Consider the following 19,386-nt stretch of genomic DNA (forward strand, 5'->3'; position numbering starts at 1 on the left):
GAAAAGGGAAAAAATGACAGAAGAAATCAAAAATCAACAGGCACAAGATTATGATGCCAGTCAAATTCAAGTTTTGGAGGGACTTGAAGCTGTTCGTATGCGTCCAGGTATGTATATTGGATCGACTTCAAAAGAAGGTCTTCACCATCTAGTATGGGAAATCGTTGATAACTCAATTGATGAAGCCTTAGCTGGATTTGCCAGTCATATCCAAGTCTTTATAGAGCCAGATAATTCCATCACCGTTGTAGATGATGGACGTGGAATTCCTGTTGACATTCAGGAAAAGACAGGACGTCCCGCTGTTGAAACCGTCTTTACAGTCCTTCACGCTGGAGGAAAATTCGGTGGTGGCGGATACAAGGTTTCAGGTGGTCTCCATGGAGTAGGTTCTTCCGTAGTAAATGCCCTCTCAACGCAACTAGATGTTCATGTTCACAAAAACGGTAAGATTCATTACCAAGAATACCGTCGTGGTCATGTTGTTGCTGACCTTGAGGTGGTTGGAGATACGGATAAAACTGGAACAACAGTTCACTTCACACCAGATCCAGAGATTTTTACAGAAACAACGACTTTTGACTTTGACAAATTAAACAAACGTATTCAAGAACTAGCCTTTTTGAACCGAGGTCTTCGAATCTCGATCACAGATAAGCGTGAAGGTCTCGAACAGACTAAACATTACCACTATGAAGGTGGAATTGCTAGCTACGTTGAATATATCAACGAGAACAAGGATGTGATCTTTGATACACCAATCTACACAGACGGTGAGATGGATGATATCACAGTTGAAGTAGCCATGCAGTACACAACCGGTTACCACGAAAACGTCATGAGTTTCGCCAATAATATTCACACCCATGAAGGTGGTACGCATGAGCAAGGTTTCCGTACAGCGCTGACACGTGTTATCAATGATTATGCCCGCAAAAATAAACTCCTAAAAGACAATGAAGACAACCTGACAGGGGAAGATGTCCGTGAAGGATTGACTGCAGTTATCTCAGTTAAACATCCAAATCCGCAGTTTGAAGGACAAACCAAGACCAAACTGGGAAATAGCGAAGTGGTTAAGATCACCAATCGTCTCTTCAGCGATGCCTTCTCTGATTTCCTCATGGAGAATCCGCAGATTGCCAAGCGCATCGTGGAAAAAGGGATTTTGGCTGCCAAGGCTCGTGTAGCTGCCAAGCGTGCGCGTGAAGTCACTCGCAAGAAATCTGGTTTGGAAATTTCCAATCTTCCTGGAAAACTAGCAGACTGTTCTTCAAATAACCCTGCTGAAACAGAACTCTTTATCGTTGAGGGAGACTCAGCTGGTGGGTCAGCTAAATCTGGTCGTAACCGTGAATTCCAAGCTATCTTGCCAATTCGTGGTAAGATCTTGAACGTTGAAAAAGCTAGCATGGATAAAATCCTTGCCAACGAAGAAATTCGGAGCCTTTTCACTGCCATGGGAACAGGATTTGGTGCAGAATTTGATGTCACTAAGGCTCGTTACCAAAAACTCGTTTTGATGACTGATGCCGATGTCGATGGAGCCCACATTCGGACCCTCTTGCTAACCTTGATTTACCGCTACATGAAACCAATTCTAGAAGCTGGATATGTCTACATTGCCCAACCGCCAATCTATGGGGTTAAAGTTGGAAGTGAGATCAAAGAATACATCCAGCCTGGTGCAGATCAAGAAATTAAACTCCAAGAAGCCTTAGCACGTCACAGTGAAGGGCGTTCAAAACCAACCATCCAACGTTATAAAGGTTTGGGAGAAATGGATGACCACCAATTGTGGGAAACAACCATGGATCCAGAACATCGCTTGATGGCGCGTGTTTCGGTAGATGATGCTGCCGAAGCAGATAAGATCTTTGATATGTTGATGGGGGACCGAGTTGAACCTCGCCGTGAATTTATCGAAGAAAATGCCGTTTACAGCACCCTTGACGTCTAAAAAATGTGGGAAATAGTTCCCATGACCTAAAAAATATGATATAATCAATACGATTGTTTCTAGTATAAAAGGAGTTTGATATGTCTAATGGACAACTAATTTATCTAATGGTTGCGATTGCAGTCATTTTGATTCTAGCTTATGTAGCGGCAATCTTCCTACGTAAGCGTAATGTAAGTAGATTGACGGCCCTCGAGGAAAGAAAAGAAGAACTCTACAACCTTCCTGTAAATGATGAGGTTGAAGCAGTTAAAAACATGCATTTGATTGGTCAAAGTCAGGTGACCTTCCGTGAATGGAATCAAAAATGGGTTGATTTATCCCTTAACTCATTTGCTGATATTGAAAATAACCTGTTTGAGGCTGAAGGCTATAATAATTCTTTTCGCTTTTTCAAAGCGACTCACCAAATCGATCAAATCGAAAGTCAAATTGATTTAATTGAAGAAGACATTGCGGCGATTCGTAATGCGCTTTCAGAGCTTGAAAAACAAGAGTCTAAGAATAGCGGACGTGTTCTGCATGCTTTGGACTTATTTGAAAATCTGCAACATACCGTAGCAGAAAATTCGGAACAGTATGGTAAAGCCCTTCCTGAAATTGAGAAACAATTGGAAAATATCCAGTCAGAGTTCTCTCAATTTGTAACCTTGAACTCTTCAGGTGACCCAGTTGAAGCTGCAGCAATTCTTGATTCAACTGAAAATCATATTCTCGCTTTGACACATATCGTTGATCGTGTTCCATCTCTCGTGAAGACTTTGTCAACAGAACTTCCAGAACAATTGGATGATTTGGAGGAAGGCTACCGTAAACTCTTGGATGCTAATTATCACTTCACTGAAACGGACATCGAGTCACGCTTCCAACTTTTACATGAATCCTTGAAAAATAATCAAGAAAACATCCGCCAGTTGGAATTGGATAATGCAGAGTATGAAAACACACAAATCCAAGAAGAGATTAATGCGCTCTACGATATTTTCACGCGTGAAATAGCTGCCCAAAAAGTCGTTGAAAGTCTCCTTTCAACACTTCCAACCTACCTCAATCACTTGAAAGAAAATAATCAGGTTTTGGTTCAAGATCTTGAACGCTTGAATAAAACCTATCTTCTCCCAGAAAGTGATGGGAATCATGTCCGCCGTCTTCAAGCTGAATTGTCAGGGCTTGATACAGCGATCACAGAGGCAACTGAAGATCAGACAGAACCTACTCAAGCTTACTCTATTTTAGAGGAGCAGTTTAATTCACTTCAAAGTAATCTAAAAGACATTGAAGACGAACAAGTTTCTGTTAGTGAACGCCTATCTCAAATTGAAAAAGACGACATCAATGCTCGTCAAAAAGCAAATGTCTATGTGAATCGCTTGCATACTATCAAACGTTACATGGAGAAGAGAAACTTGCCGGGTATTCCTCAAAGTTTCTTGAAACTTTTCTTCACTGCAAGCCATAACACAGAAGATCTGATGGCCGAGTTAGAACAAGCACAAGTTAATATTGAATCAGTTAAACGAATTCTTGAAATTGCGACCCATGACATGGAGGCTCTTGAAACAGAAACCTACAATATTGTTCAATATGCGACCTTGACGGAGCAACTCTTGCAGTATTCAAACCGTTACCGCTCATTTGATGAGCGTATCCAGCAAGCTTTCAATGAAGCACTTGAAATTTTTGAAAAAGAATTTGACTACAAGGCATCATTTGAGAAGATTTCTCAAGCCTTGGAAGTTGCAGAACCAGGAGTCACAAATCGCTTTGTTTCTTCTTATGAAAAAACACGTGAAGCGATTCGCTTCTAATACCTGAAAAGCTTAGATCATCTAGGCTTTTTATTATTTATTTCAAAAATAGAAGAATATCGATTTATCATTGAAATTATAGTTCTGATTTGATATGATGGAGGTATGAAGAAAAATAGAGAGAAGCGTGTTTCCCACGATAAAAAGAGAAGTAGATTGCTTTCCCTTGTTGGAATCTTGGGTCTTGCTATGATCTGCCTAGGTGGTGCCATTGGTCACAAGGTTCTACAAAAGCAATCTTATGAACAAAAAATTGAAGCGCTAAAGAGTGAAAAGGACCAGCAATTCAGCTCAGGTAGTCAGAAGGACCATTTCCGAAAAGGTCAAGCTGAGGTGATTGCCTACTATCCTCTGCAAGGAGAGGAAGTCATTGCGTCTATTAGAGAAAAAATCAACCAGGATATCAAAGAAAAGCTGGAAGATAAAGAAGATTTGGTCTTTTATTATACTGAGCAGTTGGATCCAGTCTTAAAGGGAGTTGTTTCTCGTAATATCAGTAAGCAAGTTTACGATTTGTCTGCAACAAAGGTTGAAGAAAAAGAAAAGACTTCTTTGGGAAGAGTTTACTTGACAGAAGATGGTAAACTTTTTACTCTTAGTCAACTTTTCAAAGATGCTAGCAAGGCTAAGGAACTACTGCTGAGCCAAATCAAATCAACCCTAGAAGATAAGAAACTTGACCAGACAAAAATGGATCAGGTGCTAAAAACCTTCACAGACCAAGAATTGGCATCTTGGAGCTTTGACTATAAAGATAGTCAACTCATCCTTTATCCTGCTGACCAAGTGGAGACTCTGGAGGAAATTGCTTTACCAATATCCAGTTTCTTTGATGTATTGGAGTCCTCTTATCTATTAGAAAAGGATGCTGAACTCTATCAGGCTTACTTTGCACAAAAAAATAAAAAAGTTGTAGCCTTGACTTTTGATGATGGTCCAAATCCATCTACAACTACCCAGGCTTTGGATACATTAGCTAAGTACAATGTAAAGGCGACCTTCTTTGTACTTGGTAAAAACATTGCTGGCAATGAAGATCTTCTGAAACGAATGAAATCAGAAGGACATGTTGTGGGAAATCATAGCTGGGATCATCCCGTTCTTTCAAAATTGACTCTTGAAGATGCTAAAAAGCAAATCACGGATACGGAAGATGCCTTGACCAAGGTTTTAGGTTCGAGTTCTAAACTTATGCGCCCCCCTTACGGAGCGATTACAGATGATATTCGTAATAGTCTGGATTTGAGTTTTATCATGTGGAATGTAGATAGTTTGGACTGGAAGAGCAAGAATGAAACTGCTATTTTAACAGAGATTCAGCATCAAGTTCGTAATGGATCGATTGTTCTTATGCATGATATTCATGGCGCTACAGTTAATGTTCTTCCAAAGATTATAGAATATCTGAAAGAGCAAGGTTATACATTTGTGACTGTTCCGGAAATGCTTAATTCTCGCTTGAAAGCTCACGAAATGTATTACGATCGTGATCAATGATTTTAAAATCTAAAGGAGCAAGTGTGCTGATAATCAGGACTTTGTTTCTTTAGATTTTCTTCACATAGAAAGGGAAAAATATGAAATCTTATACGCTAAATAATGGAGTTTCAATTCCTGTTCTAGGATTTGGAACATGGAAAGCTGAAAATGGAGAGGTGGCCTATCAAGCCGTTTTAGAAGCCTTAAAGGCTGGTTATCGTCATATCGATACTGCGGCTATCTATCAAAATGAGGAGAGTGTTGGTCGCGCTATTCGGGATAGCGGTATTCCACGACAAGAAATCTTTGTAACGACCAAACTTTGGAATACCAATCACAGCTATGATGAAACTCGCCAAGCGTTTGAAGAATCAATGGAAAAACTGGGCTTAGACTATCTAGATTTGTATCTTATCCATTGGCCAAATCCAAAACCACTAAGAGAAAATGACGCATGGAAAGCTCGTAATGCTGAAGTTTGGAGAGCGATGGAGGACCTTTACCAAGAAGGCAAAATCCGTGCTATTGGTGTTAGTAATTTTCTTCCCAAGCATTTGGATGCCTTGCTTGAGACGGCAAGAATCATCCCAGCGGTTAATCAGGTGCGATTAGCGCCAGGAGTTTATCAAGAGGAAGTGGTTGACTACTGTAAAGAGAAAGGAATTCTCTTAGAGGCTTGGGGACCATTTGGGCAAGGAGAGTTGTTTGATAAGAAAGAAGTCCAAGAAATTGCTGATAAGCATTGGAAATCAGTGGCTCAAATTGCCTTGGCTTGGAGTTTGGCAGAAGAGTTTTTACCATTACCTAAGTCAGTAACAGCCTCTCGCATCCAGAGCAATCTTGACTGTTTTGGGATTGAACTCAGCAAAGAAGAGCGAGAGATCTTAAAGACTATCTCGGTAACTTCAGGTGCACCACGTGTGGATGAGATGGATTTTTAGAAAGTAAGAAAAAGAATTGTAAATTTTCTCTCTTTCTGATATAATAATCAACAAGAAAGAAAGTCTTATGGCGTTCTTCAAGCGAGCTTGGGGTAGTGGGAGCTAAGTAGAACAAGGTAAGAAACTGGCGCTTTCTGTCGTATTTTTAAAAACAATGAAGTAATAAATTAGGGTGGAACCGCGTTTCTGACGCCCCTAGGTTAAATCAACCTAGGATTGTCGGATGCGGTTCTTTTGTTTATTCAGTCTATGTGTGTGAAAGAAAGGAGAGCCGTGGATAACCTTTATCTTGTAAAAGATGATATCCAACTAGTTGCATTTCGTGATTTTGTATTAAGAAATACTGAAAAGTTGGAGGCTTATCAATCTTTTTTAAAGAATGAACTTGCAGTCTATGATTTACCACAAGCCATCATTTGGTCAGGTCTTAATGCTGCTACACAGATTATTAGGGAAATACCTGTTCCTGCCTATACAAATAATAGACGAATGGTTATGACGCCTGATTTAACTGTTTGGAAAGAGCTGTATTTGTATCAGTTGATGGACTACGAGCGTTCTCAGCAAACTCAAGCAATAGAAAGTCACTATCATTCTTTATCTGAAAATTTCCTCTTACAGATTGTAGGACATGAGTTAGCTCATTGGTCGGAGCATTTTTCAGATGATTTTGATGGTTACGACTCTTACATCTGGTTCGAAGAGGGGATGGTTGAATATATTAGTCGCAAGTATTTCTTGACAGAAGAGGAATTTCAAGCGGAAAAAATTTGTAATCAATCTCTCGTAGAACTTTATCAGAAGAAGTATGGTTGGCATTCATTGAATGATTTTGGTTCCTCTACTTATGATAAGAACTATGCAAATATTTTTTACGAATACTGGCGTAGTTTTTTGACAGTAGATAAGTTGGTAGAAAATCTAGGTAGTGTACAAGCGGTCTTCGATTCTTATCATCTATGGGCAAACACAGATAAAACTCTTCCCTTGTTAAATTGGTTTGTTCAGCAGAAATTAATTGAAAAAGAAATATAAAAACTAAAGGAGTAAACAATGTCTAAGAAATTAACATTTCACTGCGTCAGTGGCAGAGACCTCCTTACAGTCGGGCTGCCCCACGTTCAGCACTAGGGTGCTGAGCTAGACGCAGTACTAACTCGTCTTGCCTCGGATAATCGACGAGGCAGACTCGTGTCGCAAGTAATTTATAAAAAAAGGAGTAAATAATGTCTAAAAAATTGACTTTCCAGGAAATCATCCTTACTTTGCAACAGTTTTGGAATGACCAAGGTTGTATGCTCATGCAGGCTTATGATAATGAAAAAGGTGCGGGGACAATGAGCCCTTACACTTTCCTTCGTGCTATTGGGCCTGAGCCATGGAATGCGGCTTATGTAGAGCCATCACGTCGTCCTGCTGACGGTCGTTACGGAGAAAACCCTAACCGTCTTTACCAACACCACCAATTCCAAGTGGTCATGAAGCCTTCTCCATCAAATATCCAAGAACTGTACCTTGAGTCTTTAGAAAAATTGGGAATCAACCCTTTGGAACACGATATTCGTTTCGTTGAGGACAACTGGGAAAACCCTTCTACTGGTTCAGCTGGTCTTGGATGGGAAGTTTGGCTTGATGGGATGGAAATCACTCAGTTTACTTATTTCCAACAAGTAGGTGGATTGGCAACAGGTCCTGTTACTGCGGAAGTTACCTATGGTTTGGAGCGCTTGGCTTCTTACATCCAAGAAGTAGATTCTGTCTATGATATCGAGTGGGCTGATGGTGTAAAATACGGAGAAATCTTTATACAACCTGAGTACGAGCATTCAAAATATTCATTTGAAATTTCGGATCAAGAAATGTTGCTGGAAAACTTTGATAAGTTTGAAAAGGAAGCTGGTCGTGCCTTGGAAGAAGGATTGGTTCACCCTGCCTATGACTATGTTCTCAAATGTTCACATACCTTTAACTTGCTTGACGCGCGTGGTGCCGTATCTGTAACCGAGCGTGCAGGCTATATCGCTCGTATCCGTAACCTGGCCCGTGTCGTAGCCAAAACCTTTGTCGCAGAACGAAAACGCCTAGGCTACCCACTCTTGGATGAAGAAACAAGAGCTAAACTCTTAGCAGAAGACGCAGAATAGTAAGTAATACTGTGCTCTAAAATCGTTAAAGGCAAGTTGAAGACTTGCTAGAGGGATATGCACCGCCGTACTGTTATGTGGGAATTTTTGAAACCTTGGGTTCAAAAATCAGTCAGCTAAATCCACTTTGATGAGACTGTTGGAAATCTTAGTTTATTTGGTATAAGATTTCCTTACAGACTCACAAAAGTTAGTTAGCGACGTCCCCAGTACCTAAGGTGCATATCAAAAAAGATTGAAGAAAATGTAAAGGAAAAAACATGACAAAAAACTTATTAGTAGAACTCGGTCTTGAAGAGTTACCAGCCTACGTAGTAACTCCTAGTGAAAAACAACTAGGTGAAAAAATGGCAACCTTCCTCAAAGAAAATCGTCTTTCCTTTGAAGCCATTCAAACCTTCTCAACACCACGCCGTTTGGCTGTTCGTGTGACTGGTCTTGCAGACAAACAGTCTGATTTGACAGAAGATTTCAAGGGACCAGCAAAGAAAATTGCCTTGGATAGTGATGGAAACTTCACTAAAGCAGCTCAAGGATTTGTCCGTGGAAAAGGCTTGACAGTTGAAGATATTGAATTCCGTGAAATCAAGGGTGAAGAATATGTCTATGTTACTAAGGAAGAAGTGGGCCAACCGGTTGAATCCATTGTTCCAGGTGTAGTAGACGTCTTGAAGTCACTAACTTTCCCTGTCAGCATGCACTGGGCTAACAACACTTTTGAATATATCCGCCCTGTACACACTTTGACAGTTCTCTTGGACGAGCAAGAGTTTGATTTGGATTTCCTTGATATCAAGGGCGGTCGTGTGAGTCGCGGCCATCGTTTCTTGGGACAAGAAACTAAGATTCAGTCAGCATTGAGCTATGAAGAAGACCTTCGTAAACAATTTGTAATTGCGGATCCTCGTGAACGTGAGCAAATGATTATTGACCAAATCAAGGTAATCGAAGCTGAGCATGGTGTACGCATCGAAATTGATGCTGACTTGCTGAACGAAGTCTTGAACTTGGTTGAATACCCAACTGCCTTTATGGGTAGTTTTGATGCTAAATACCTTGACGTTCCAGAAGAAGTTTTGGTGACTTCGATGAAGGAACACCAACGTTACTTCGTTGTTCGTGATCAAGATGGTAAACTCTTACCAAACTTCATTTCAGTCCGTAACGGAAACGCAGAGCATTTGGAAAATGTCATCAAAGGAAATGAAAAAGTCTTAGTTGCTCGTTTGGAAGACGGAGAATTCTTCTGGCGTGAAGACCAAAAATTGGTTATTTCTGACCTTGTTGAAAAATTGAACCATGTGACCTTCCACGAAAAGATTGGTTCTCTTCGTGAACACATGATTCGTACGGGGCAGATTGCCATTCTCTTGGCAGAAAAAGCTGGTTTGTCAGTGGATGAAACGGTTGATCTAGCTCGCGCAGCGGCTATTTACAAGTTTGACTTGTTGACGGGTATGGTTGGTGAGTTTGATAAGCTCCAAGGTATTATGGGGGAGAAATATGCCCTTCTTGCTGGTGAAACTCCAGCAGTTGCAGCTGCTATTCGTGAACACTACATGCCTACATCAGCTGACGGAGCTCTTCCAGAGAGCAAGGTTGGAGCCATTCTAGCCATTGCAGACAAATTGGATACGATTTTGAGTTTCTTCACAGTAGGCTTGATTCCTTCAGGTTCTAATGACCCTTATGCCCTTCGCCGTGCGACTCAAGGTGTAGTTCGTATCTTGGATGCTTTTGGTTGGCACATTGCTATGGATGAGTTGATTGATAGCCTTTATACTTTGAAATTTGACAGCTTGACTTATGAAAATAAAGCAGAAGTCATGGACTTTATCAAGGCTCGTGTTGATAAGATGATGGGTTCTACTCCAAAAGACATTAAGGAAGCAGTTCTCGCAGGTTCAAACTTTGTTGTGGCGGATATGCTAGAAACAGCAAGTTCTCTTGTCGAAGCAAGCAAGAAAGAAGACTTCAAACCATCTGTTGAATCCCTCTCACGTGCTTTCAACTTGGCTGAAAAAGCCGAAGGAACTGATACTGTTAATCCTGCTCTCTTTGAGAATGAAGAAGAGAAAGCCTTGGCGGAAGCAGTAGAATCACTTGTTTTATCAGGTACTGCAAGTCAGCAATTAGAACAACTCTTTGCACTTAGCCCAATTATTGATGCTTTCTTTGAAAATACCATGGTAATGGCTGAAGATCAGGCTGTCCGACAAAATCGCTTGGCTATCTTGTCTCAACTAACCAAGAAAGCAGCGAAACTTGCACGTTTCAACCAAATCAATACCAAGTAAAATCTGTTAAACGGATTAAACCTTATCATAAAGGAGGGTAACATGGATCCTAAAAAAATTGATCGTATTAACGAGCTTGCTAAAAAGAAAAAAACAGAAGGCTTAACTTCTGCTGAAAAAGTGGAACAAGCTAAACTTCGTGAGGAGTACATCGAAGGCTATCGTCGTTCTGTTCGTCACCACATTGAAGGAATTAAAATTGTGGACGAGGAAGGAAATGACGTCACACCAGAAAAACTACGTCAAGTACAACGTGAAAAAGGTTTACACGGCCGTAGTTTAGATGATCCTAACTCATAAAATGAAAGGGGGGTGTAGATGATTTACAAGCCCCTTTTCTGTTGTAATAAAAAAGGAGCCATTTGGCTCCTTTTTGGTTTCTTAGTTGCTTGCACCAGAAGTGGCGTCGGCGTCACCACCATGGCCTCCAGCGTCCCCTGAGTCAGAAGCGCCAGAAGTAGCATCTGCGTCTCCATGACCTCCGGCAGCAGGAGCAAATGGTCCGCTACCACCTACCAAACGTTGACCAGTCTCTTTTAGGTACCAGTCAAGCCATGGTTGGAAGTTAAAGACAATTTCATTGATTCCAGCGTATGATCCATCAGGATAGTACATGGCTTGGTAGTTATGAGTGTTGATGACACCAGCAGGAGAACCTGGAACGATCGTACGGACGTATTCTTGGTTTCCATTGCGAAGTGTTCCGATGACCCACTCTACATTCTTCATACGTGCTGGTGGAAGAGAATTGTGAACAGTAGACATACGGTTACCTGATTGAGGTGGTACACGTTTGGCAAACATGGTGTCTGGATCTTGGTGAGCGTTGTTGTAGTAGAGGAATTGGTTGTTATCGTCAGCGTATGTCAATTCAAATGGCATAGCTTTCAAGAACATATCGATTTGGTTAACTGTGAGGATACCGTGGTCCAATTTGACATAGGTATCACCAGCAACAGCGCCAGTGATTGCAGCAACTTTTTCTACCCATTCTGGATCGTCAGGATCAACTTCTGTAATGGTTGTAGCAATTGGTTTTCCGCAATCCAAGTCTTCTGGTTCGATTGGTTTTGGTTTTTTCAATTTCGAAACGACTCCTACGTATTTAACAAAGTTATCTAAGCAAGTTTCAAGGAATTTAACAGTTCCTTCGTTGGTGATATTTCCGTCGTTATCAAAAGCTTCCTTAGCTTTACCAAGAAGGAATTCGTTACCTGGAAGCGTGTAGGCATTAACACCTGGGGCATCAAGGATTTTACGAAGGTGAACTTGGGCACGTGATGTTCCTTGGTCGTAGTATGATGCACCCACAATCATAACAGGTTTGTTTTCAAATGGATGAACTTCGTATGAAAGCCATTCAAGTACAGATTTGAGAGAAGCTGAGATAGTGTGGTTGTGCTCAGGAGTGGCGATAATGACACCATCAGCACGTGTAATCTTGTTATACAAGAAGCGCAATTGGAAACTTTCGTCCCATTTTTCGTCTTGGTTAAACATTGGAACTTCGTCGATTTCAAGAACTTCTAATTCAAATTTGAATTTGAAATTGCGACGGATAAATTCCAAGAGTTTGCGGTTATATGATTGATCGTAGTTTGATCCAACAAGTCCAACAAATTTCATTCTTTCGGTCTCCTATCTTACAAATTTTCCCAGTCAAATTCTTCTGCATCTTTGCGAAGCAATTCTTGTGCATTGCGCAATTTTTCAGTAATCTTCACAAAGATACGGAAGTCATCAAAGATGGCATCCAATTTCTTGATGACGTCAAGGTCAACCAAGTCACCACTTGGGTTAAATGCTTGAAGAGAGTGTGAGAGCAAGAATTCATCTGGTAGAACATTTGCCTTGATTTCAGGAGCATTCAAGATTTGACGAAGTTGCAATTGGGCACGAGATGAACCAAGTGTACCATAGGAAGCACCAGTGATCATGATTGGTTTGTTCAAAAGTGGGTAGATACCGTAAGATAGCCAAGCAAGAGCGCTCATTAAAACTGCAGGGATAGAGTGGTCGTACTCAGGAGTACCGATAATCACACCATCAGATGCTTCAATTTTAGCAGCAATCTCAAGAATTTCATCTGGAAGTTGCTTATCTGCTGGTTTGTTGAAAACAGGGATATCCTTGATTTCAACGAGTTCAATTTCAGCTTTATCCGCAAAGTGTTTTTGCATGTATTGGAGCAATTGGCGGTTTGTAGAACGTTTAGAGTTCGTTCCAACAATGGCAATAAGTTTTAGCATGAGATTTCCTTTCTCTTTTTACATAATACAATTTTGAAGGCCTGAAGAACATGCAAGGCGTCCCTCTTTGTCGATGAGAATGGCTTCGATACCATCTAAACTTTCGACTTGCCAGAGGATAGAAGCGCTACGTTCTCCAAATAGGCGAGTTGTCCAAATCTCACCATCAACGGATTTATCAGAGATAATCGTTAGGCTAGCAAGATCGGTTTCGACAGGGAATCCTGTCTCACTATCAAAGATATGGTGATAGTCTTTTCCATCTACTGTCAGGTGGCGTTCATAGATACCTGAAGTGACAACGGATTTGTTAGAAGCAGGAATGGTTAGGAGATGGTTGCCACGAGGATTTCGCGGATCTTGAATCCCAATCTGCCAGGCTTTCCCTTCTTTGGCTTGGTTATCCCCGATGGTGAGGATATTTCCTCCGAGATTGATCAGTGCAGAGGTGACACCGTGTTCTTTCAAATACTGGGCAACCTTATCTGCACTATAGCCCTTGGCTAAACAACCTAAATCAAGCTTCATTCCTTTCTTCTTTAAAAAAACAGTAGAGTTAGTCGGATCCAACTTGATAAAATGCGGGTCAACTAGAGGCAAGACAGCTTCGATTTCGTTTAACTCTGGAAGTCGTGCATCTGCAAATCCGATTCGCCAGGTTTGAATCAAGGGACCAATACTGATATTTAGATGGCTAGAGGGAGCTAGGCTGTGCTCTAGTCCAAGAGCAATCAGTTCAAATAGGTCAGGATGAACCTTAACAGGTGCGATTCCAGCCTTGTAGTTGATTTCCATCAGTTCGGATTCTTGACTATTGGCGTTGAAGCGGTATTCGAGCTCCTTGAGCAAGTCAAAAGCGCCCTGAAGCAGGATTTCTGCCCGCTCATCTACTAATGAAATCGTGATAGTTGTTCCCATTAGCCGTTCAGAACGTGAATGAAGAGACAAGCTACCAGCTCCTTTCTTTTCATAGGAAATCATTCAATATAAGGTAGTTAAAGAAAAATTAAACCCCTTACATTTTCTTTCCATGTAACTAGCATACCATAAAGTCAGCGTTTTCACAAATGGATTTTGACAAAAAGTCAAGAAATATGCTCAAAATTAGCATGAAAACGATAGAAAAATAATGTTTGTTAATATTAAGTGTATTTTTTTCTGAAAAAAAGAGAATTCTGAGCAAATACCTTGTAAACGCTAACAGTAAATGATATACTAGAAAAGTAAATCAAAAATTAAAGGTAGGAATTTTTCTATGAGTAAAATTGTTGTAGTTGGTGCTAACCACGCTGGTACAGCTTGTATTAATACGATGTTGGATAACTTTGGTCATGAGAACGAAATCGTAGTATTTGACCAAAACTCAAATATTTCATTCCTTGGTTGTGGAATGGCGCTTTGGATCGGGAAACAAATTGATGGCCCAGAAGGTCTCTTCTACTCTGATAAAGAAAAATTGGAAGCAAAAGGTGCTAAAATTTACATGAACTCACCAGTTCTTTCAATTGACTACGATAACAAAGTTGTGACTGCAGAAGTTGAAGGAAAAGAGCACAAAGAGTCTTATGACAAATTAATCTTTGCAACTGGTTCAACTCCAATCTTGCCTCCAATCGAAGGTGTAGAAATCGTTAAGGGCAACCGCGAATTCAAAGCGACTCTTGAAAATGTTCAATTTGTTAAGTTGTACCAAAATGCAGAAGAAGTAATCGAAAAACTTGCTGACAAGAGCAAACACCTTGAGCGCATTGCCGTTGTTGGTGGTGGTTACATCGGTGTTGAGCTGGCTGAAGCTTTCGAACGTCTTGGAAAAGAAGTGGTGCTTGTTGATATCGTAGACACTGTTTTGAACGGCTACTATGACAAAGACTTTACCCAAATGATGGCGAAGAACTTGGAAGACCACAACATCCGCTTGGCGCTTGGTCAAACAGTTAAAGCCATCCAAGGTGACGGTAAAGTTGAACGCTTGGTAACAGACAAAGAAACATTTGATGTGGATATGGTGGTTCTTGCAGTTGGTTTCCGTCCAAACACAGCTCTTGCTGACGGTAAGATTGAACTTTTCCGCAACGGTGCCTTCCTTGTAGACAAGAAACAAGAAACATCTATCCCAGGTGTATACGCTGTTGGTGACTGTGCGACTGTTTATGACAATGCTCGTAAAGACACTAGCTACATCGCTCTTGCATCTAACGCTGTACGTACTGGTATCGTTGGTGCTTACAATGCTTGTGGACATGAATTGGAAGGAATCGGTGTGCAAGGATCAAACGGTATTTCAATCTATGGTCTTCACATGGTTTCAACTGGTTTGACTCTTGAAAAAGCAAAAGCAGCAGGTTACAATGCAACTGAAACTGGCTTTAACGATCTTCAAAAACCAGAATTTATGAAGCATGACAACCACGAAGTTGCCATCAAGATTGTCTTTGATAAAGACAGTCGCGAAATCCTTGGTGCACAAATGGTTTCACATGATGCTGCAATTAGTATGGGAATCCACATGTTCTCACTTGCTATCCAAGAGCATGTGACAATTGATAAATTGGCTTTGACAGACCTATTCTTCTTGCCACACTTCAACAAACCATACAACTACATCACAATGGCTGCACTTACAGCTGAAAAATAACAATAGCTGAGCTATCTGGCCTTAAGTTAAGGTCAGATAGTTTTTTTAATCCATCTGTACCCAGACAATTATTGTTTTTCTATCTTGTACTTCATTCTAATCTGGCTTAAAATGAAATGGTAGCTACCAATACAAATGATGAGGATTAAGAAATGACTGAAAATCGTTATGAACTAAATAAAAACTTGGCACAGATGCTCAAAGGTGGGGTTATCATGGACGTTCAAAACCCTGAACAGGCTCGTATCGCAGAGGCTGCTGGTGCGGCAGCTGTTATGGCCTTGGAACGGATTCCAGCTGATATTCGTGCAGCTGGTGGGGTTTCCCGTATGAGCGATCCAAAGATGATTAAGGAAATCCAAGAAGCGGTCAGCATTCCAGTGATGGCCAAGGTCAGAATTGGGCATTTTGTTGAAGCTCAGATTTTAGAGGCTATTGAGATTGACTATATCGATGAGAGTGAAGTGCTGTCTCCAGCAGACGATCGTTTCCATGTAGATAAGAAGGAATTTCAAGTTCCTTTTGTCTGTGGAGCTAAGGACTTGGGTGAAGCCTTGCGTCGTATCGCTGAAGGAGCTTCCATGATTCGCACAAAAGGAGAACCGGGGACAGGAGATATTGTTCAAGCCGTTCGTCATATGCGCATGATGAATCAAGAAATTCGCCGTATTCAAAATCTTCGCGAAGATGAACTTTATGTGGCTGCCAAGGACTTGCAAGTCCCTGTAGAATTGGTCCAATACGTTCATGAACATGGAAAATTGCCAGTTGTAAACTTCGCAGCTGGAGGTGTTGCAACACCAGCAGATGCTGCGCTGATGATGCAATTGGGGGCAGAGGGTGTCTTTGTTGGTTCAGGTATTTTCAAATCAGGCGACCCTGTTAAACGAGCAAGTGCTATTGTTAAGGCCGTAACCAACTACCAAAATCCTCAAATTCTGGCTCAAATCTCTGAAGATCTAGGGGAAGCCATGGTTGGTATCAATGAGAATGAAATCCAAATTCTTATGGCAGAGCGAGGAAAATAGATGAAAATTGGAATATTGGCCTTGCAAGGCGCCTTTGCAGAACATGCAAAAGTGCTAGAAAAGTTAGGTGTTGTTAGTGTCGAAATCAGAAATTTAGATGATTTTCAACAACATCAGAGTGACTTGGTGGGTTTGATATTACCTGGCGGTGAGTCTACAACCATGGGCAAGCTCTTGCGCGACCAGAACATGCTGCTTCCCATCCGAGAAGCCATTCTATCTGGATTACCCGCTTTTGGGACCTGTGCGGGCTTAATTTTGCTGGCTAAGGAAATCATTTCTCAGGAAGAAAGTCATCTAGCGACTATGGACATAGTAGTTGAGCGCAACGCCTATGGGCGCCAACTAGGAAGTTTTTATACAGAAGCAGAATGTAAGGGAGTTGGTCAGATTCCCATGACCTTTATCCGTGGACCGATTATCAGCAGTGTTGGAGAGGGTGTAGAAATTCTAGCAACAGTTGATGATCAAATCGTTGCTGCGCAAGAAAAAAATATGCTGGTAACCTCTTTTCATCCTGAGTTAACAGATGATGCTCGCTTGCACCAGTATTTTATCAATATGTGTAAAGAAAAAAGTTGAGAAAAGATTCTCAACTTTTTTACATGTAATAAACAATAGCGATGTACTGAAGTGCAGATGCTGCTAGGATAAAGAGATGCCAAATCATGTGGAAATAAGGTTTTTTCTTAGCGTAAAATCCAGCTCCAACTGTATAACAGAGCCCACCAGTTACCATGAGACTCCAGAAAATTGGTGTTGTTTGACTGATAATGGCAGGAATGATAGCCAGAACCAACCAGCCCATGATCAGGTAAAGGGCAAGGCTGAATTTCTCATTGACCTTTTTAGCAAAGATTTTATAAAGGATGCCAAAGATGGTCGTTCCCCACTGAATGGCAATGATCAGATAGCCAAACCAGTTATTCATCAAAGTCAATACGACCGGCGTGTAAGAGCCTGCGATAGCCACGTAAATCATAGAATGGTCGATGATTCGCAAGACGTATTTGTGGGTCGAACCATAGGCCATAGAGTGGTAAATGGTTGACGAGAGGAACATGAGAAAGAGACTGATAACAAAGATAGAAACGCCAAAAGATGATAAAAATCCGTGTGCTTCATAACTATAGGTGGATGAAATGGGGAGTAGGATGAGCATGATAACGGCACCCACAGCATGGGTCACGCTATTAGCAATTTCCTCTCCAAAACTGAGTTTTTTACTGAGTTTTAGACTGGTATTCATTGGATTTCCTCCTCTTCTTTGATAAGGATTAAGTCTAGAGTTTGATGATAGAGTTTAACCGTTTGACAGCTAGTTTGGATAATAGGATTTTCTGGATCAATCCCATGGTTCATGTAGTCTACAAAAGCATCGTAGAGCTGGTCTGAGCTCGCTTGAGTTTGCAGAGTATTAAGGGTCTGAGCGATTTCTTGGATCGAAAAGACAGACTTGAGAGTGGTGATGGCAATCAAACGGGCGATCTGTTTGCGTTGGTATTTTTTCTTGTCTGGCTTTGTCAGGTAACCATGTTTGACATAGTTATTGACCATAGATGCTGTTAGTCCCTTGTCCTTATCTGGAGAGATAGGGGCACAGACCTGATTGACATAAAGTAAAACCTGATCCAGATAGAGGTCAATGTTTGGAATGTCTTCCCATTTTGGGTAGGAAAAGTTAGAATTCATTTCCAACTCCTTTTTATCTAGTTTTAATAACTAGATTATAAAATAATAAAAAACAAAAGTCAAGTTTCAACTGCTTGTAGAAAGCTTTAAATTATGCTATGATGAGAGAAAATAGTTAGAAATGAGGGGAAAAGATGGAGATTCGTTTAGCTTTTCCAAACGAAGTGGATGCGATTATGCAGGTGATGGAGGATGCTAAAAAGTGCTTAGCCAAATCTGGTAGCGACCAGTGGCAAAATGGCTATCCAAATGCAGATATCATTATTGATGATATCATCTCAGGCCAAGCCTATGTGGCCTTGGAAGAAGGAGAACTGCTAGCTTATGCTGCTGTAACCAAGAGTCCAGAGGAAGCCTATGAAGCCATTTATGAAGGAAGTTGGCAGGGGGAAGAATCAGAATATCTGGTCTTTCACCGTATCGCTGTGGCAGCAGATGTCCAAGGACAAGGTGTTGCTCAGACTTTCCTAGAAGGCTTGATTGAAGGTTTTGATTATCTAGATTTTCGTTCAGATACGCATGCAGAAAACAAGACCATGCAGCATATCTTTGAAAAGCTGGGCTTCCAACAGGTCGGTAAGGTTCCAGTTGATGGGGAACGTTTGGCCTATCAGAAATTAAAAAAATGATGCAGAAAAAGTACGCAAAGATGCTCTACCCGTCGCCAATTGGAACTTTATCCTTAGTTGCTGACGAGCAATATTTGTATGGAATTTGGGTACAGGACCAAACTCATTTTGAGAGGGGATTAGGAGATGAAACGATAGAAGAAGTTGCTAGCCATCCTGTATTAGAGCAAGTTATTTCCTATTTAGATACCTATTTCGAAGGCAGTGTTCAGGATCTATCTGACTTACCTTTAGCTCCCATTGGAACAGATTTTGAAAAGCGGGTTTGGGATTACTTACAGGCCATTCCTTATGGTCAAACAGTAACTTACGGACAAATAGCTCAAGACCTGCAAGTGGCTTCTGCTCAAGCGATTGGAGGAGCAGTGGGGCGCAATCCTTGGTCCATACTTGTTCCCTGTCATCGGGTGCTGGGGTCAGGCAATCGCTTGACAGGCTATGCATCTGGAGTCGAAAAGAAAGCCTGGCTCTTGCAACATGAAGGTGCAGCATTTCAAGAAAATAAAGAATAGAAAGAAAAGAAG

18 protein-coding genes are annotated in these 19,386 nt (G+C 41.1%); 13 read left to right on the forward strand and 5 right to left on the reverse strand.

Translation table 11 applies throughout. The features are described 5' to 3' along the window. The first annotated feature begins 13 nt into the window (after positions 1-13). The 8 genes from gyrB to ACVBD2_RS03530 all read left to right on the forward strand — a co-directional run bounded on the left by gyrB (position 14) and on the right by ACVBD2_RS03530 (position 10,929). Entirely contained in the window at positions 14-1,960 is a 1,947-nt protein-coding gene (gene gyrB, locus ACVBD2_RS03495; protein ID WP_000134070.1) for a DNA topoisomerase (ATP-hydrolyzing) subunit B, read from the forward strand. A gap of 80 nt (positions 1,961-2,040) precedes the next feature. After that, positions 2,041-3,768: a septation ring formation regulator EzrA gene (ezrA, locus tag ACVBD2_RS03500; RefSeq protein ID WP_169446659.1), complete on the forward strand. Its 1,728-nt coding sequence runs from the start codon at positions 2,041-2,043 to the stop codon at positions 3,766-3,768. A 105-nt stretch (positions 3,769-3,873) separates the two neighbouring features. Continuing rightward, on the forward strand, positions 3,874-5,265 hold the full coding sequence (gene pgdA, locus ACVBD2_RS03505; RefSeq protein WP_461686131.1) for a peptidoglycan-N-acetylglucosamine deacetylase PgdA: 1,392 nt from the start codon (positions 3,874-3,876) through the stop codon (positions 5,263-5,265). 80 nt (positions 5,266-5,345) lie between these two features. Beyond that, positions 5,346-6,188 (forward strand): aldo/keto reductase, encoded by an 843-nt coding sequence (locus ACVBD2_RS03510; protein ID WP_247943454.1) that lies wholly within the window; start codon positions 5,346-5,348, stop codon positions 6,186-6,188. 273 nt (positions 6,189-6,461) lie between these two features. After that, positions 6,462-7,223, forward strand: coding sequence for an elongation factor Tu (locus ACVBD2_RS03515; protein WP_461686132.1), 762 nt, complete (start codon positions 6,462-6,464; stop codon positions 7,221-7,223). Between the two features lie 191 nt (positions 7,224-7,414). Further along, positions 7,415-8,332 (forward strand): glycine--tRNA ligase subunit alpha, encoded by a 918-nt coding sequence (gene glyQ / locus ACVBD2_RS03520; RefSeq protein WP_000038736.1) that lies wholly within the window; start codon positions 7,415-7,417, stop codon positions 8,330-8,332. Positions 8,333-8,592: 260 nt separating this feature from the next. Further along, positions 8,593-10,629, forward strand: a complete 2,037-nt coding sequence (gene glyS / locus ACVBD2_RS03525; RefSeq protein ID WP_461686133.1) for a glycine--tRNA ligase subunit beta — start codon at positions 8,593-8,595, stop codon at positions 10,627-10,629. 42 nt (positions 10,630-10,671) lie between these two features. Continuing rightward, complete coding sequence (locus tag ACVBD2_RS03530; protein ID WP_000371301.1) at positions 10,672-10,929, forward strand: DUF896 family protein; 258 nt, start codon at positions 10,672-10,674, stop codon at positions 10,927-10,929. Between the two features lie 81 nt (positions 10,930-11,010). Here ACVBD2_RS03530 and ACVBD2_RS03535 read toward each other — a convergent pair whose 3' ends face one another. The 3 genes from ACVBD2_RS03535 to ACVBD2_RS03545 are packed head-to-tail and all read right to left on the reverse strand — an operon-like array spanning position 11,011 to position 13,826. Then, positions 11,011-12,255: an NAD(P)H-dependent oxidoreductase gene (locus ACVBD2_RS03535; protein ID WP_461686134.1), complete on the reverse strand. Its 1,245-nt coding sequence runs from the start codon at positions 12,253-12,255 to the stop codon at positions 11,011-11,013. A gap of 17 nt (positions 12,256-12,272) precedes the next feature. Continuing rightward, positions 12,273-12,878, reverse strand: coding sequence for an NADPH-dependent FMN reductase (locus tag ACVBD2_RS03540; protein WP_084875518.1), 606 nt, complete (start codon positions 12,876-12,878; stop codon positions 12,273-12,275). An 18-nt stretch (positions 12,879-12,896) separates the two neighbouring features. Further along, positions 12,897-13,826: an FAD:protein FMN transferase gene (locus ACVBD2_RS03545; protein ID WP_212576351.1), complete on the reverse strand. Its 930-nt coding sequence runs from the start codon at positions 13,824-13,826 to the stop codon at positions 12,897-12,899. Between the two features lie 307 nt (positions 13,827-14,133). Here ACVBD2_RS03545 and nox point away from each other — a divergent pair, with 307 nt between their 5' ends. The 3 genes from nox (at position 14,134) to pdxT (ending at position 17,123) form a co-directional block, all read left to right on the forward strand. Then, positions 14,134-15,513: a H2O-forming NADH oxidase gene (gene nox, locus ACVBD2_RS03550; protein WP_000036768.1), complete on the forward strand. Its 1,380-nt coding sequence runs from the start codon at positions 14,134-14,136 to the stop codon at positions 15,511-15,513. A 152-nt stretch (positions 15,514-15,665) separates the two neighbouring features. Further along, positions 15,666-16,541, forward strand: a complete 876-nt coding sequence (gene pdxS, locus ACVBD2_RS03555; RefSeq protein WP_000138520.1) for a pyridoxal 5'-phosphate synthase lyase subunit PdxS — start codon at positions 15,666-15,668, stop codon at positions 16,539-16,541. Then, the gene (pdxT, locus tag ACVBD2_RS03560; protein WP_033584991.1) at positions 16,542-17,123 is read left to right on the forward strand and encodes a pyridoxal 5'-phosphate synthase glutaminase subunit PdxT; all 582 of its coding nucleotides are present in this window, start codon (positions 16,542-16,544) and stop codon (positions 17,121-17,123) included. It begins immediately after the preceding gene. Positions 17,124-17,142: 19 nt separating this feature from the next. On the opposite strand, the gene trhA is transcribed toward pdxT, so the two are convergent. Continuing rightward, positions 17,143-17,790, reverse strand: a complete 648-nt coding sequence (gene trhA, locus ACVBD2_RS03565; RefSeq protein WP_001097972.1) for a PAQR family membrane homeostasis protein TrhA — start codon at positions 17,788-17,790, stop codon at positions 17,143-17,145. Next, complete coding sequence (locus tag ACVBD2_RS03570; protein WP_001087578.1) at positions 17,787-18,233, reverse strand: DUF1836 domain-containing protein; 447 nt, start codon at positions 18,231-18,233, stop codon at positions 17,787-17,789. The genes trhA and ACVBD2_RS03570 overlap by 4 nt, the downstream gene beginning before the upstream one ends. 134 nt (positions 18,234-18,367) lie before the next feature. Between ACVBD2_RS03570 and ACVBD2_RS03575 the strand changes: the two genes are divergently transcribed. Then, positions 18,368-18,862 (forward strand): GNAT family N-acetyltransferase, encoded by a 495-nt coding sequence (locus tag ACVBD2_RS03575; protein WP_270747836.1) that lies wholly within the window; start codon positions 18,368-18,370, stop codon positions 18,860-18,862. Continuing rightward, the gene (locus tag ACVBD2_RS03580) at positions 18,859-19,374 is read left to right on the forward strand and encodes a methylated-DNA--[protein]-cysteine S-methyltransferase (protein ID WP_461686135.1); all 516 of its coding nucleotides are present in this window, start codon (positions 18,859-18,861) and stop codon (positions 19,372-19,374) included. Before ACVBD2_RS03575 ends, ACVBD2_RS03580 begins: the two co-directional genes overlap by 4 nt. Positions 19,375-19,386 lie beyond the last annotated feature (12 nt).

Source organism: Streptococcus sp. KHUD_018, from assembly GCF_054861215.1.

What these genes read in the sequence shown, in the direction of transcription:
- gyrB (WP_000134070.1), top strand. Translation starts at nt 14, where the DNA reads ATGACAGAAGAAATCAAAAATCAACAGGCACAAGATTATGATGCCAGT.
- ezrA (WP_169446659.1), top strand. Translation starts at nt 2,041, where the DNA reads ATGTCTAATGGACAACTAATTTATCTAATGGTTGCGATTGCAGTCATT.
- pgdA (WP_461686131.1), top strand. Translation starts at nt 3,874, where the DNA reads ATGAAGAAAAATAGAGAGAAGCGTGTTTCCCACGATAAAAAGAGAAGT.
- ACVBD2_RS03510 (WP_247943454.1), top strand. Translation starts at nt 5,346, where the DNA reads ATGAAATCTTATACGCTAAATAATGGAGTTTCAATTCCTGTTCTAGGA.
- glyQ (WP_000038736.1), top strand. Translation starts at nt 7,415, where the DNA reads ATGTCTAAAAAATTGACTTTCCAGGAAATCATCCTTACTTTGCAACAG.
- glyS (WP_461686133.1), top strand. Translation starts at nt 8,593, where the DNA reads ATGACAAAAAACTTATTAGTAGAACTCGGTCTTGAAGAGTTACCAGCC.
- ACVBD2_RS03530 (WP_000371301.1), top strand. Translation starts at nt 10,672, where the DNA reads ATGGATCCTAAAAAAATTGATCGTATTAACGAGCTTGCTAAAAAGAAA.
- ACVBD2_RS03535 (WP_461686134.1), bottom strand. Translation starts at nt 12,255, where the DNA reads ATGAAATTTGTTGGACTTGTTGGATCAAACTACGATCAATCATATAAC.
- ACVBD2_RS03540 (WP_084875518.1), bottom strand. Translation starts at nt 12,878, where the DNA reads ATGCTAAAACTTATTGCCATTGTTGGAACGAACTCTAAACGTTCTACA.
- nox (WP_000036768.1), top strand. Translation starts at nt 14,134, where the DNA reads ATGAGTAAAATTGTTGTAGTTGGTGCTAACCACGCTGGTACAGCTTGT.
- pdxS (WP_000138520.1), top strand. Translation starts at nt 15,666, where the DNA reads ATGACTGAAAATCGTTATGAACTAAATAAAAACTTGGCACAGATGCTC.
- pdxT (WP_033584991.1), top strand. Translation starts at nt 16,542, where the DNA reads ATGAAAATTGGAATATTGGCCTTGCAAGGCGCCTTTGCAGAACATGCA.
- trhA (WP_001097972.1), bottom strand. Translation starts at nt 17,790, where the DNA reads ATGAATACCAGTCTAAAACTCAGTAAAAAACTCAGTTTTGGAGAGGAA.
- ACVBD2_RS03570 (WP_001087578.1), bottom strand. Translation starts at nt 18,233, where the DNA reads ATGAATTCTAACTTTTCCTACCCAAAATGGGAAGACATTCCAAACATT.
- ACVBD2_RS03575 (WP_270747836.1), top strand. Translation starts at nt 18,368, where the DNA reads ATGGAGATTCGTTTAGCTTTTCCAAACGAAGTGGATGCGATTATGCAG.
- ACVBD2_RS03580 (WP_461686135.1), top strand. Translation starts at nt 18,859, where the DNA reads ATGATGCAGAAAAAGTACGCAAAGATGCTCTACCCGTCGCCAATTGGA.